At 60.2% G+C, this 13877-nt stretch carries 14 protein-coding genes; 7 read left to right on the plus strand and 7 right to left on the minus strand.

Going from position 1 to position 13877, the window contains the following annotated elements:
• The first annotated feature begins 22 nt into the window (after nt 1–22).
• Nucleotides 23–2251, plus strand: a complete 2229-nt coding sequence (locus AB4N44_RS03595) for a TonB-dependent siderophore receptor (protein ID WP_460110196.1) — start codon at nt 23–25, stop codon at nt 2249–2251.
• A gap of 185 nt (nt 2252–2436) precedes the next feature.
• Entirely contained in the window at nt 2437–2646 is a 210-nt protein-coding gene (locus AB4N44_RS03600; protein WP_150649465.1) for a hypothetical protein, read from the plus strand.
• A 339-nt stretch (nt 2647–2985) separates the two neighbouring features.
• On the opposite strand, the gene AB4N44_RS03605 is transcribed toward AB4N44_RS03600, so the two are convergent.
• The 5 genes from AB4N44_RS03605 to AB4N44_RS03625 all read right to left on the minus strand — a co-directional run bounded on the left by AB4N44_RS03605 (nt 2986) and on the right by AB4N44_RS03625 (nt 6498).
• A complete protein-coding gene (locus AB4N44_RS03605) occupies nt 2986–3483 on the minus strand; it encodes a GNAT family N-acetyltransferase (protein WP_127927901.1) in 498 nt (165 codons plus the stop codon).
• A gap of 168 nt (nt 3484–3651) precedes the next feature.
• Nucleotides 3652–4233, minus strand: a complete 582-nt coding sequence (locus AB4N44_RS03610) for a DinB family protein (RefSeq protein WP_127927903.1) — start codon at nt 4231–4233, stop codon at nt 3652–3654.
• A gap of 17 nt (nt 4234–4250) precedes the next feature.
• Nucleotides 4251–5366 carry a cell division protein ZapE gene (zapE, locus tag AB4N44_RS03615; protein WP_460158181.1) on the minus strand — a complete coding sequence of 372 codons (1116 nt, stop codon included), beginning with the start codon at nt 5364–5366 and terminating at the stop codon, nt 4251–4253.
• 22 nt (nt 5367–5388) lie between these two features.
• The gene (locus tag AB4N44_RS03620) at nt 5389–5730 is read right to left on the minus strand and encodes a nuclear transport factor 2 family protein (RefSeq protein WP_127927907.1); all 342 of its coding nucleotides are present in this window, start codon (nt 5728–5730) and stop codon (nt 5389–5391) included.
• A 51-nt stretch (nt 5731–5781) separates the two neighbouring features.
• Nucleotides 5782–6498, minus strand: coding sequence for a helix-turn-helix transcriptional regulator (locus tag AB4N44_RS03625; protein ID WP_127927909.1), 717 nt, complete (start codon nt 6496–6498; stop codon nt 5782–5784).
• A 200-nt stretch (nt 6499–6698) separates the two neighbouring features.
• Here AB4N44_RS03625 and AB4N44_RS03630 point away from each other — a divergent pair, with 200 nt between their 5' ends.
• The gene (locus AB4N44_RS03630; protein WP_460110193.1) at nt 6699–7751 is read left to right on the plus strand and encodes an aldo/keto reductase; all 1053 of its coding nucleotides are present in this window, start codon (nt 6699–6701) and stop codon (nt 7749–7751) included.
• Between the two features lie 148 nt (nt 7752–7899).
• On the opposite strand, the gene speB is transcribed toward AB4N44_RS03630, so the two are convergent.
• Nucleotides 7900–8859: an agmatinase gene (gene speB / locus AB4N44_RS03635; protein ID WP_460110191.1), complete on the minus strand. Its 960-nt coding sequence runs from the start codon at nt 8857–8859 to the stop codon at nt 7900–7902.
• Between the two features lie 16 nt (nt 8860–8875).
• Nucleotides 8876–9967, minus strand: a complete 1092-nt coding sequence (locus AB4N44_RS03640; protein WP_460110189.1) for a polyamine ABC transporter substrate-binding protein — start codon at nt 9965–9967, stop codon at nt 8876–8878.
• A gap of 99 nt (nt 9968–10066) precedes the next feature.
• Here AB4N44_RS03640 and AB4N44_RS03645 point away from each other — a divergent pair, with 99 nt between their 5' ends.
• From AB4N44_RS03645 to AB4N44_RS03660, 4 genes are all read left to right on the plus strand, one after another.
• A complete protein-coding gene (locus AB4N44_RS03645; RefSeq protein WP_460110187.1) occupies nt 10067–10966 on the plus strand; it encodes a LysR family transcriptional regulator in 900 nt (299 codons plus the stop codon).
• Between the two features lie 202 nt (nt 10967–11168).
• A complete protein-coding gene (locus AB4N44_RS03650) occupies nt 11169–12635 on the plus strand; it encodes a nucleobase:cation symporter-2 family protein (protein ID WP_034156004.1) in 1467 nt (488 codons plus the stop codon).
• Between the two features lie 67 nt (nt 12636–12702).
• Entirely contained in the window at nt 12703–13176 is a 474-nt protein-coding gene (locus AB4N44_RS03655; RefSeq protein ID WP_127927921.1) for an LEA/WHy family protein, read from the plus strand.
• A gap of 53 nt (nt 13177–13229) precedes the next feature.
• Nucleotides 13230–13775, plus strand: a complete 546-nt coding sequence (locus AB4N44_RS03660; RefSeq protein ID WP_127927924.1) for a GNAT family N-acetyltransferase — start codon at nt 13230–13232, stop codon at nt 13773–13775.
• The last annotated feature ends 102 nt before the right edge of the window (nt 13776–13877 follow it).

The raw sequence follows: 13877 nt of genomic DNA on the forward strand, positions 1-13877 counted from the left end.
CGAAGACAAGGAGTCGGCTGCGATGTTCGCGCCCATTACCCGTTCCATGACCCTCACCCTCGGTCTGTGCAGCGCTGCATTCAGCGGCGGTCTGCTGGCTGAAACCGAAGCCGAAAAGCCGCTGAAACCCAGCAACACAGCGCTGGAGCTGGCCGAGACCAACGTCAGTGCGCAAGGCTTGGGCACGACCACCGAAAACACCGAGTCCTACACCACCGGCGCGATGAGCACCGCTACTCGTCTGAACCTGTCGATCAAGGAAACTCCGCAATCGGTCTCGGTGATCACACGTCAGCAGATGGATGATTTCAAACTCGGTACATTGTCCGAGGCCATGCGCCAGACCACGGGCATTGTGGTGCAGCATCTGGATTCGGATCGGGTCAGCTATTCGTCGCGCGGCTATGCGATCAACAACTTCCAGATCGACGGAATGCTCAATACCTTCGATCGCATGAAGTCCGATTCCGACACGATTATTTACGACCGTATCGAGGTAGTACGCGGTGCCACCGGGTTGACCACGGGTGCGGGTGATCCGTCGGCGACCATCAACATGGTGCGCAAACGCCCGACCGCGCAATGGCAAGCGCTGGCCGGGGTCAGTGGCGGCAGTTACGACAATTACTACAGCTACGTCGATGTCGGCGGGCCGTTGGCTTTCGACGGTCGTCTTCGCGGACGCACGGTGCTGGCCTATCGCGACAACCAGTCGATCAAAGACAAATACGCGCTGCAACGGGAAGTCGGATATGGCGTGCTCGAGGCGGATCTGACCGATTCCACCGTGCTGGCGGTCGGTTACGACTATCAGAACAAGCATGTGCAAGGTTCGTCCTGGGGCACCGTGCCCTACTGGAATGCCGATGGCAGCAAGGCCAGTCTGGGACGTTCGACCAACATGGCGACGTCGTGGAGTTCCTGGCCGCTGCAGGACAAAACCGCGTTCGCCACTCTCGATCAGCAACTGGCCGGCGGCTGGCGCCTGAAAGCGGCGTACACCCACCGCGACAGCAATACCGACGGCAAGGTCTATTACGCTGGCACCGGATATCCCGAGCCCGACCGCAGCGGCATGAGCGCCTACACCTCGCACATGATCGGCACGCAGAAAATGCAGGCGTATGACTTCAATGTCTCCGGCCCCTACTCGCTGCTGGGCCGCGAGCACGAAATGATGTTCGGCTACGGAGAGGCCGAGCGCCGCTCGAACTCTCCGTACACCATCGCCAGCCCACGCCCCAGAGGTTACGGGACTATCCGCGACTGGAAATACATGGGCGATATCGCCAAATTCAGTGACACCGTCACCGATCTCACCGGCGCCAAGGACGATACCCGGCAGAAAGCCGGATACATCGCCACGCGCCTGAGCCTGACCGATGAACTGCACGCGGTGCTGGGCAGTCGCTACGGCAGCTGGCAAGCCTCCAGCACCACCAACAGTTACAACGCCAATCGACAGCTGACCAAAGTCGATTACACCAGCCAGAAACAGAACGATGTCTGGACGCCTTACGCCGGACTGCTGTATGACCTGACCCCGGAATACACGGTGTACGTGAGTTACACCGACATCTTCAAACCTCAGGGCAACCGCGACAAGAATCGCAAGTACATCGACCCGGTAGTGGGTAAAAACTATGAGCTGGGCCTCAAGGGCAGTTTGCTCGAGGAACGCCTGAATCTGTCCACGGCGCTGTTCTGGAGCAAGCAGGATAATGTTGCTGAAGTGGACAATTCGGTGCCGGCGGATCCGGTTACCCGCGAACAGTTCTACAAGTCCGGTGGCAAGGGCAACAAGGTCAACGGCTTCGAAGCTGAAGTGTCCGGGGAAATTCTTCGTGCCTGGAACATGACTGCCGGATACACCTACACACACTCGGTCGACGGCGAAAGCGAGCGCACCAACACCAATCAGCCCATGAACCTGTTGCGTGTGTCCACCGCGTATCGTCTGCCGGGCGAATGGCAGGCGCTGACCGTGGGCGGCGCGGTGAACTGGCAAAGCGATATGTATGGCACCGCGCCCCGACCGGTTGGCCTCGGCACCGAAGAGACACGCATCAACCAGAGCGGCTACACCGTGGTCAACCTGATGTCGCGGTATGAGTTCGACAGGCACCTGTCAGCATCGCTGAACGTCAACAATCTGTTCGACAAGAAATATTACGACAACGTCGGCTTCTACGACGGCGTGTATTGGGGAGATCCGCGCACGCTAACGGTGAGTCTCGACTGGAAGCTCTGACCCGTCCCCCTCTGACGCGGTGCGCCTGGATCGATGGGCGCCGCGTCTGTCAGATATCGCTCTGCAACCTGCTGCAAAACCTACACTGAACGAGCGTTAACCCCGTGTTAATTCACACGGGAGAGACTCCTCTCGAGTTCTGATTCATGGATGAAACGGCTCCCACTTGTTCAGTAGGAGGCACCATGAAAATCGCTACCGTAATCCTTGCCGGGCTGTTTGCCCTGGGTTCTGCCAGCGTCTTCGCCGAAGGCGGCGCTGAGCGCATGCGGTATTACTACGACAACTTCCCGGTTCACCACGCCCAGAGCGCGCAGCAGAGCGACGCCAACGCGAAAGAAATTCGCGTTCCCGCCGACCAGACCGCGCAAGTGACCGAGTCCTATCGCGACTGAGATTGACCGAGCAACCGATGGACCTCCCGTGGCTCCGCTCTGGCCTGGGAGAAAACAGTTGGGCGCCCTGATTGGGGCGCCTTTTTTTGTGGTCATTCTGTTGATTAATCAGGAATGGGTGTCCGGCTTTCGACTTGTGGTGAATTCGCCCCTCACCCCAGCCCTCTCCCGAGGGAGAGGGAGCTGTTTTGTGGTGTTTTCAGGATCGCCGTTTGCCTGTAGGCAGGTTTGGCGTTTGATTTGTGGGCTTTTCAAACCTGAGTGCGGCTCGATGTTTCAGGTCGGCGTACCTCGACCCATCACCTCGGTCAGTCCCCTCTCCCTCCGGGTGAGGGGCTTTCAGGCTTGCAAATTCTTGATCCAGAACAGCATGCGCCCGTAATTCGGGTCGAACATGCCTGGCGCGAAGCCGAATTTGCCGTAAGCATTCTGCGCCACGGCGTTGCCTTCCAGCACTTCGAGGGTAATCTTGCAGCAGCCACGCTGACGGGCGATTTCCTCGACTTTCTGCAGCATTTTCTGGCTCAGACCGAGGCCACGAAACTGGCCCACCACCGCCACGTCGTGAACGTTGACCAGCGGTTTGCAGGCAAACGTGGAAAACCCTTCAAAGCAGTTCACCAGCCCCGCCGGTTCGCCACCGACAAAGGCCAGCACGCTGAACGCATGCGGTCGCCGGGCCAGTTCTTCAGGCAGCCGACGCAGCAGATCAGGGTCAAGCGAATGACCGCCGCCCATAGGGTCTTCAGCATAATGATTGAGCACAATACCGATGGCCTCGGCGTGCGTTGGATTGCTGTAGCTGGCTTGAAGTACAAGAATCTCTGTGGAATCCATTTCCATCCCCGAACACACAAAAGCCCCGGCACGCAAAGTGCGCACTGAAAGGCTGTCTGACCTTAGCGCGAGGATGATCCGGCGGGCAACCCGCAAGATCGCAGCCTTCGGCAGCTCCTGCAGGTAATCAGATGCAGGAGCTGCCGAAGGTTGCGATCCTTTGCTTGGTCAGTGCCCCCAGATCAGTTCCTCGGTCCAGCCGAGTTCGGCGAAATCTTCGGCACGCAGAGCACTTTCGCCGACACAGAAGAACTCATCCAGTTGCGGCGGTTTCACCGACGTGTCGCTGAGCATCGCGTGCACCTGGCCGCGGTGATGAAGCTGATGCTCGAACAGGTGCGAAAGCATGCGCAAACGGCTGTCGTGCTGCGGCGTGTCGCGTGCGATGGTGACGATTCGGCCCAGATCGGCATCGCGCAGTTGCTCGCAATAGGCGATCAGGCGCCGATCAACGTGGGCCTGCTCTTCGCGCAGTGGTGGGCCGTCGGTAAATGGCTCATCCGCATTGAAAAACACATAGCAGTCGGGATGCGGCTCGTCCCCACGCAACTCGCGTTCCAGTGCATCGACGTAGAACCAGTCGCAGGTGAGGATGTGATTGAGGGTCAGACGAATGCTCGGAAAAAAACTCACCCGAGGCGCGGCCAGATCTGCCGCTTCGAGCTGGCTCCAGGCCTTGGCCAGACGATGATTGGCCCAGGCATTCTGGTAAGCCATCGTCAGCAGATGATGGGAAAGCGGTTGGCTCATGTCGGCGCCCTCTTCACTCAAGCTTCGGCAAAGCGCTGCAGCTGCATCTCCTGCAAGCGACTGAGGGTGCGGCGGAACGGGAATTCCAGATAACCCTCGGTGTACAGCGCATCCATTGGCACTTGCGCCTCGATGTACAGCGGCACCTTGCGGTCATAGCACTCGTCGACCAGCGCAATGAAACGTCGCACGCCGTCATCGTGGACCGACAGTTGCGGCAACTCACGGTCACCCGCCACCACCCGCTGCGCGCCGTCTTCGGTGCCACGCGCGATGCGCCCTTCGCGTTTCTGTGCGCTGAGATTGGGTACTTCGCTCAACAGAATAGCCGTGTAACGGTCGCACAGTGCGATGAAATCCATGGCGGCGAACGGTTGCTCGCAGAGATCCGCATAGCGACACCACAACACCGTTTCACTGGCCTGCACCACGTTCAACTGGCGATGCCCGACCGACACCGGTTCGCGGCTGGCCGGTTGCCCGGCGGTCAAAGCCTGAAACACTTCGTCCAGCGCACTGAGCGAGGACGTGGCCACAAAGTAACGTTGCAGACCTGCACCCGGATGCAGTCGATGATCCTCGGCACCATTCACCGCGACCACCTGCATATGCGCCTTGATCGCGGCAATCGCCGGGACAAAACGGTCGCGGTTGAAGCCGTCGGCGTACAGATCATCCGGCGGCAGATTGGACGTGCACACGATGACCACGCCTTCGTCGAACATCACCTGAAACAGCCGACCAAGAATGATCGCGTCACCGATGTCGTTGACGAACAGCTCATCGAAGCACAGCACCCGCACCTGCGCCGCCAGCTCCTTGGCCAGCGCGCGCAACGGATCGGCAATCCCGGTCAACTGGAACGAGCGCTGATGCACCCAGCCCATGAAGTGATGAAAGTGTTGGCGTCGCGCCGGCACCCGCAGGCTCTGATAGAACTGATCCATCAGCCAGGTCTTGCCGCGCCCGACCGGCCCCCACAGATAAACGCCGGTGACCGAACGGACACCGGCGTGCAGGGCTTCGTGGCATTTTTGCAGCGCCCAGACCGCGTGTTCCTGGGCTTCATCCTGGATGAAGCCCTTGTGTTGAACGGCGTGTTGCCAGGCGCTGAGGGGGGAGTCGAAAGTCATGCGCGGCAGTATGCCACGATGCTTACAGGGAAATATCCAGGCGGGCGATTTTCCCCTGCTCGTTCAAGCGGAACGTATAACGCAGCTGGGCCGGGCTGCCGGGAAATGTCCCGGAAATCAGTCCGTGCACCAGCACTTTGCCGGTGCGTTGCTGGACCTCCAGCACTTCGACCCGAGGCTGATAGCGTTGCCCGGTGTCTTGCATCCATTGTGCAATGGCGTGCGGGCCGACCTGATGCTGGCCCTCGTCGAACACGTTGGCATCCTCGGCAAAAAAACTGGCGACCCGCGAGGTGTCACGTGCGTTGGCCGCATCGATATACGCAGCGATGGCCGGGGCCAGTGTAGAGGCGGGATGAGACATGATTGCAGCTCCTTTTGTGTGGTTCTGCCGTCATCGTAAAGCAGCGTTGCGTCAGTTTTTGTCAGGAGTGAATCGCCCGCTTTCATCCAGTTGCATCTGCTCGCGCCAGGTGCGCAACCAGTCGCTGCGGCGCCCAGGATAACCATCACCCTGACGCCTGGCGGCGCTGATCCGGTCAGTGCGAAATGTACGGTAGGCGCCGCGCAATTCGCACCACGCAACGATGATCCGCACCTCATTGAGAAAGCCCAGCGCCAATGGCCAGATCAGCCGCTGACTGGGCACCTGTTGCGCGTCGGCGTAATCGATGTGCAGTTTGGCCTGGTCGCGGATGGCATGGCGGAACACGTTCAAAGGCACAGCGTTTTGCGGAAAACCATAGCCCGGCGGCCCCGGCATCACCGTGGGATTACGCAGTGCTTCCTGGGCCTGCGGATCGAGCACGGCGGCAATTTTCGCCAGCGCATCTGCAGCCGCTTTGCCGAGGACTTCATCACCGCGCTGATCGACGTAGCGCAAACCGAGGACGATGGCTTCGGTCTCTTCGGCGTTGAGCATCAGTGGCGGCAGAAACAGGCCGCTGCGCAGCACATAACCGATCCCCGCCTCGCCATGGATCGGCGCGCCGAGGGCGGTCAGTTCAGCGATATCGCGATAGAGCGTACGCTCGGACACTTCCAGCTCGGCGGCGAGGATTGCCGCCGTGACCGGGCGTTTCTTGCCGCGCAGCACTTGCAGCAAAGTCAAAAGACGAGTGGTACGCGACACGATGGCCAGGCTCAGCAGGGAAAGTGCTCGCAGCTTAGCAGAGGCTGGTGTCAGAAAATGGCAGGAGCGTGGCGAGGCTGATGTGCTGGTTTTACCGTTGAGCGGCAAGCGTCTTGACAGTGAATATTATCGACATCATATTGACCAAATATTTCGAACGTAATTTTTACAACTGATGAATTTCCACCGAGGGCGTTGCCATGCATTACAAGGTTTTTGGTCGCAAAACCGGTCTGCGTGTTTCTGAACTGGCGCTGGGCGCCGGCAATTTCGGCACCGGTTGGGGTCACGGCGCCGAACGTGACGAAGCCAAGCGGATCTTTGATGGCTTCCTCGATGCCGGCGGCAATTTCATTGATACCGCCAATGGTTATCAGGGCGGACAGTCGGAATCGATGCTCAGCGAATTCATCGCCCCGGAGCGCGATCGCCTGGTGATCGCCACCAAATACAGCATGGGCACGACCCCGGCCGACGGCATTTCCCACACCGGCAACAGCCGGAAAAACATGGTTCGCGCGGTAGAAGAAAGCCTTAAACGCTTGAACACCGATCACATTGATCTGTTCTGGGCGCACGTGACCGATGGCGTGACGCCGATGGAAGAAATTCTCCGCGGTTTTGATGATCTGGTGCGCGCGGGCAAAATCCACTATGCCGGTTTGTCGAACTTCCCGGCGTGGCGCGTTTCCCGCGCTGACGTGTTGGCGGAGCTGCGCGGCTTTGCGCCGATAGTCGCGATTCAGGTCGAATACAGCCTCGCTGAACGCAGCGCCGAGCGCGAGTTGCTGCCAATGGCCGAAGCACTTGGACTGGCGGCAACCCTGTGGTCACCCTTGGCGGGTGGGTTTCTCACGGGCAAATATCGCGGCGGCGATGACAACAACCGTGCGAGCAAACTCGGCATGCTGGTGCATGCGGAAAAAAGCGCCCGCGAAACCGCCCTGCTCGATACGTTGCTGGCGGTGGCCGCAGAAATCGGCGCCAGCCCGACCCACGTCGCCATCGCCTGGTTACGCGAAAAAGCCCGCCGTTCGACGACTGCGCTGATCCCGATCCTCGGCTCGCGCACCCGCGAACAACTGGACGCCACCCTTGGCGCACTCGACGTGCAACTGAGCGAACAACAAATGGCGCGGCTTGAAGACAGCAGTGCCGTGCCGACGGGTGTACCGCACGAGACGATTGCCGGTGCCGCGCCTCGCTTTACCGGTCCGCAAACGTTGGACCTGCCGATCATCCCGGTAGCCTGACCCGCCTCGCGTCGCCACGGGATAATCGTTCCCACGCTCCCGCGTGGGAATGCCTCAACGGACGCTCCGCGTTCGGCCCTAGAGGGGACGCGGAGCGTCCCAGGCTGCATTCCCACGCAGAGCGTGGGAACGATCATTGGCGGCCGGTTTAGCGATCGACCTTGTGTCGGGCGGCGTAGAGGCAGAGCATTTCCATCGCCAGTGTCGCGGCGGCCAATGAGGTGACCTCGGCGTGGTCGTAGGCCGGGGCGACTTCCACCACGTCCATCCCGACCAAATTGATCCCACGCAAACCACCGAGAATTTCCAGCGCTTGTACGGTGCTCAAACCGCCGCAGACAGGCGTTCCGGTTCCGGGTGCAAACGCCGGATCCAGGCAATCGATGTCGAACGTCAGATACACCGGGTTATCGCCCACCCGCGCGCGAATCGCTTCGACAATCGCCTCACAGCCCCGCCGATGGACCTGCCGCGCATCCAGCACCTGGAAACCCATGTGATCGTCATTGGTGGTGCGCAAACCGATCTGCACCGAGCGCGCCGGATCAACCAGCCCTTCGCGAGCGGCGTGCCAGAACATCGTGCCATGGTCGACCCGCTTGCCCTCCTCGTCCGGCCAGGTGTCGCTGTGCGCATCGAAGTGGATCAGCGACAGCGTGCCGTGCTTGCGTGCATGCGCTTTCAGCAATGGGTAGCTGATGAAGTGATCACCGCCAAACGTCAGCATCGCGCTGCCGGCGTTGAGAATCTGCTCGGCGTGGGCTTCGATGCTTTCGGGGATGCTGTGGGGTGAGCCGTAATCGAAGTCGCAGTCGCCGTAATCGATGACAGCCAAATGATCAAACGGATCGAACGTCCATGGCCAGTGACGTTCCCAGGCGATCCCGGTGGAAGCCGCACGAATCCCCCGTGGCCCGAAACGAGCGCCGGGGCGGTTGCTGGTAGCGGTGTCGAACGGCACGCCGCTGACCGCGACATCGACGCCGCGCAAGTCACGGCTGTAGCGCCGGCGCATGAAACTGGTGATGCCGGCGTAGGTGCTTTCGGCGGCGGTGCCGTAGAGGCTGTCACGGGTCATCGCCTGATCGTTTTGCATGGGCACATCCATCGTGGTGCTCCTGTTGTTATTGATGGCTACGGAAAGTGGTCCACAGACGCGTGCGCTGGCGCATGTCCTTGAGGCTCATGCTGCGATCGGTGTAGAGCCGCGCACGCACGTCGCTCGGCGGATAGATGTCGGGATCGTTGCGCACCGCCTCATCCACCAATGGCGTGGCGGCCTGGTTGGCGGTGGCAAAGAACAGTGTATTGGTCAACTCGGCTACCGAGTCCGGCCGCAGCATGAACTCTATGAACGCCCGTGCGGCCTCGGGGTGCGGCGCGTCTTTGGGGATGGCCAGATTGTCCTGCCATACCAGCGTGCCTTCCTTGGGAATGCGGTACGCCACTTCGAACGCTTTATTGGCTTTGCGCGCCTGATCTGCGGCCATGCTCGCGTCGCCGTTGTAGGTCAGCGCGAGGCACACGTTGCCGCTGGCCAGATCATTGATCTGCCGGCCGGTGGCGACGTAGAGCACCGACGGCTGGAGTTGCTGCAACAACGCTTCGGCGGCAGCCAGATCGTTCTTGTCGGTGCTGTAGGGATCCTTGCCCAAGTAATGCAGGGCCAGACCAATGACCTCCTGCGGCGAATCGAGAATGGCGATGCCGCAGTCCTTGAGCTTGCTGGCGTTCTGCGGTTTGAACAGCAGATCGAGGCTGTTCAGCGGCACATCAGGCAGACGCTGCTTCACCGCCTCGACATTCATGCCCAGCCCCAACGTGCCCCAGGTGTACGGCACGCCATAGCGATTGCCGGGGTCGACCGCGGCCATTTTTTCCAGCAAATCCGGATCAAGATTGGCGTAACCCTTGAGGCCCTCGTGAGGGATTTCCTTCAACGCGCCGGCCGCCAGTCCACGGGCCAGAACGCTGGACGACGGCACCACCACGTCGTAACCGCTGCCACCGGTGAGCAACTTGGTCTCGAGCACCTCGGAGGTATCAAAAGTGTCGTAACGCACATGTATGCCGGTTTCCTGTTCGAACCGTTGCAGGGTTGACGGCGGCACGTAATCGGCCCAGCTATAGAGGTTGAGGGTTTTGTCCTCGGCCTGAGCCTGAACAGCCACGGACAACAGCAGCACGGGGAAACACAGCTTGAATACGGGAGCCATGACGAACACCTGACCGGAGGAAGTGGTTGCAGGATGCGCCGTCGGATACATTAGAAAAATAGTCGAATAATCATCCTGACTTTACGCCGGAGTAATGTGATGTTGGGTCAACTGCACGACGTCGATTTGCAACTGCTGCGCCTGTTTGTGCGAGTGGTCGAGTGTGGCGGCTTCAGCGCTGCCCAGGGTGATCTGGGCCTGAGCCAGTCGAGCATCAGCCAGCAAATGGCCAAACTGGAAACCCGCCTCGGCTACCGTTTGTGCAGCCGTGGCAAGGCTGGCTTCAGCGTTACGCCCAAGGGCGAGCAGTTGCTGATCGCGGTGCGCACGTTGTTTGAATCGATCGAAACCTTCCGCCATCAATCCAACGGCGTCGCCGGACGCTTGATCGGCGAAGTGCGCCTGGGGATTTCCGAGTCGGTCGATCAATCGGTGCTGCAAAGGGTAGCTGCGGCGATCCGACGTTTTCGCGAGCGCGATGAGTCGGTGCGTATCGAGCTGATCAGTGCCATGCCCGGCGAAATGGAACGGCTGCTGCTGCAACAGCGGCTGGATCTGGCCATCGGTTATTTCTCGCAAGTGCAAAGTGCCTTCGACTATCGCCAGTTGTTCAGCGAAACCCAGCATTTGTACTGCGCCGCCGGCCATCCATTGTTTAACGACGAGACGCCCAGCGACGCCGCGTTGCAGGCCTGCGACCGGGTCGATCACCCCTATCGTTTTTTCCGCAGTGACGAGCCGTTTCAGGGCAAGCTCTGCTCGGCGCGATCGGAGCAGGTTGAAGGCACGCTGACGTTTATCCTGTCCGGCAAACACGTCGGCTATCTGCCCGATCACTATGCGCGGAGCTGGCAGGAAAAGGGGTTGCTGCGGCCCGTGCGTGAAGGCGAATTGAGTTTTGATGTGGCGTTTCATCTGGCCCGGCATCGGGCGCAGGTGCCGGGGGATGCGCAAAAGGCTTTTGAAGAGGATTTACTGGCCGCATTCAATCTCGCGTAGGAGCTGCCACAGGCCGCGATCTTTTGATCTTCAAAGATCGCAGCCTCGTTTCACTCGACAGCTCCTACACGGGCGTTTGCCGATAGCGACCAATAAAACCTGACCTTTCAGGCAGTTATTGCTCGTTGCCCTCGCCGCCCTCTTCCGGCATCCTGCGCCTCCATTTTCTGACCCGGCCCCGCCTTGCGGCGCGCAAAACACCATGACCGCCTCTGAAAAAGCCCCGCGCAACAACGACCTGATCTACGGCCTCAACGACCGCCCGCACCTGACTGCCACCGTGTTTGCCGCACTGCAACACGTGCTGGCCAGCTTCGTCGGTATCATCACCCCGACCCTGATCATGGGCGGCGCCCTCGGTCTGCAAAGTGAAATTCCTTACCTGATCAGCATGGCGCTGTTCGTCTCCGGCCTCGGTACTTTCGTCCAGGCCAAGCGCTTCGGCCCGGTCGGTTCGGGATTGTTGTGCCTGCAAGGCACCAGTTTTTCCTTTATCAGCGTGATTCTCAGCGCCGGTTTCATGGTCAAGGCGCGCGGTGGCGGCACCGATGAAATCCTCTCGACGATCTTCGGCGTGTGCTTTTTCGCCGCCTTCATCGAAGTGGTGCTGAGCCAGTTCATCGGCAAACTGCGCATGCTGATCACCCCGGTGGTCACCGGTACGATCATCACGCTGATGGGCCTGTCGCTGATCAAAGTGGCGATGACCGACATTGCCGGCGGCTTCGGCGCGCCTGATTTGGGCGCCGCCAGCCATGTGTTTCTGGCAGCGCTGGTGATCGGCACCATCGTCGTGCTGAACCGCGTCGACGTACCGTTCTTGCGCCTGGGCGCGATCGTCATCGGCCTGACCCTTGGCTATGTGGTGGCGTGGCTGATGGGCACCGTGGATTTCGCCTCGATGCCCGAAGTGCCGCTGGTCAGCGTGCCAGTGCCGTTCAAGTACGGTTTCAACTTCGACTGGGTGGCGTTCGTGCCGGTCGCGGTGATTTTCCTGGTCTCGCCACTGGAAGCTGCGGGCGATCTGACCGCCAACTCGATGATCTCGCGGCAACCGGTCAAAGGCCCGCTGTACATCCGCCGAATCAAATCCGGCCTGCTCGCCGACGGCCTCAACTCGGCCATGGCGGCGGTGTTCAACAGCATGCCGATGGTGACCTTCGCGCAGAACAACGGCGTGATTCAACTCACCGGTGTGGCCAGCCGCTACGTCGCCTTCTTCATCGCCGGTCTGCTGGTGTTGCTCGGGCTGTTCCCGATGATCGGCGCGGTGCTGCAGTTGATGCCGAAACCGGTACTCGGCGGCGCTGAACTGGTGATGTTCGGCACCGTCGCGGTGGCCGGGATCAAGATCCTCGCCGAAGCCGGTCTGCATCGGCGCAACATGCTGATCGTGGCGATTTCGCTGGGTATGGGCCTGGGCATCGCCGCTGTGCCGGAAGTTCTGCGCGAGCTGCCGCAAGCGCTGCGCAACATCTTCGAATCGCCGATCACCGTCGGCGCGTTGTGCGCTATCGTGCTGAATATCTTCCTGCCGGAAGAATTCATCGAGCTGGAAGAAGACGATTTCGACCCGGAAGCCTCGATTCTTCAGGTCATGGAAAATCCGGACATGCCGGCCAAAGGTGAACCTGCCCCAGCGGCGGCTGTCGCACAGTTGAACCGCTAACGTCTGGCCTTTGATAGAAAGGGCTGAGCCGGTGACGGTTCAGCCCTTTTTTGTTGAGAGACCGTTTATGCGCCGCTTCCAAGCCGTCATTCTGTCACTGCTTCTGCTGTCCCTCAGCGCCTGTGCGCTGTTCCCCAACCGAGACCCGGTGAACATCAACGTGGTCGGCCTGGAGCCGTTGCCAAGCCAGGATCTGGAAGTGCGTTTCGCCATCAAGATTCGCGTGCAAAACCCTAATGAAACGGCCATCGACTACAACGGCATCGCTTTGGATCTTGAGGTCAACGGCCATTCACTGGCCTCGGGTGTCAGCGATCAGAGCGGTTCAATCCCAAGGTTTTCCGAGGCCATTGTTAGCGTTCCGGTCAGCATCTCGGCGTTTTCGGTATTACGCCAGACGCTGGGCCTGAGTCAGACGCAAACCCTCGATAACCTGCCCTATGTGCTGCGCGGCAAGCTTGCCGGCGGTCTGTTTGGCACCATGCGTTTTGTCGACAGCGGCAAGCTCAGCCTGCCCAAGGCCAGTGCCACAACCTGGTAAAAATGCGCTAGCCTGCCTCGTTCCTTAAAGACACTTATGGAGGCTGCAGGTTTATGGAAGACATACCGACGCTGTACACCGAACGACTGATCCTGCGCCCATTGCAACTGGCCGATGCCGAAGCCGTGCAGCGCGAATTTCCGCATTGGGACGTGGTGCGTTATCTGAACGCAGCCGTGCCATGGCCGTATCCGAAGGACGGTGCCCGCGCCTATCTGCGCGACGTTGCCTTGCCGGCGGTTGCGGCGGGCAAGGAATGGCCGTGGACGATTCGCCTGAAATCGGCACCGGAACTGTTGATCGGCAAAATCAGCCTGATGGATCAAGCGGACAACCACCGCGGCTTCTGGCTGGCACCGGCGTGGCAAGGTCAGGGTTTGATGACGGAAGCCTGCGCGGTGGTGACCGATTACTGGTTCAACGTTCTGCAACGCCCAGTGATGCGCGTGCCGAAAGCGGCGCCGAACATTGGCTCGCGCAAGCTCTCGGAGCGCGCGGGGATGCGCTTGATCCGAACCGATGAAGGCGATTTCGTCGGTGGGCGTTTCCCTCGGGAGCTGTGGGAAATCACCCGGGAAGAATGGCAGCAGCGCCACTGACTTCCAGACACACCACCGATCCATTGTAGGAGTGAGCCTGCTCGCGATAGCGGTCTGCCAGACACCATAATCGTTAACTGACAGATTGCTATCGCGAGCAGG

This window comes from Pseudomonas sp. S3_C06 (assembly GCF_054667675.1).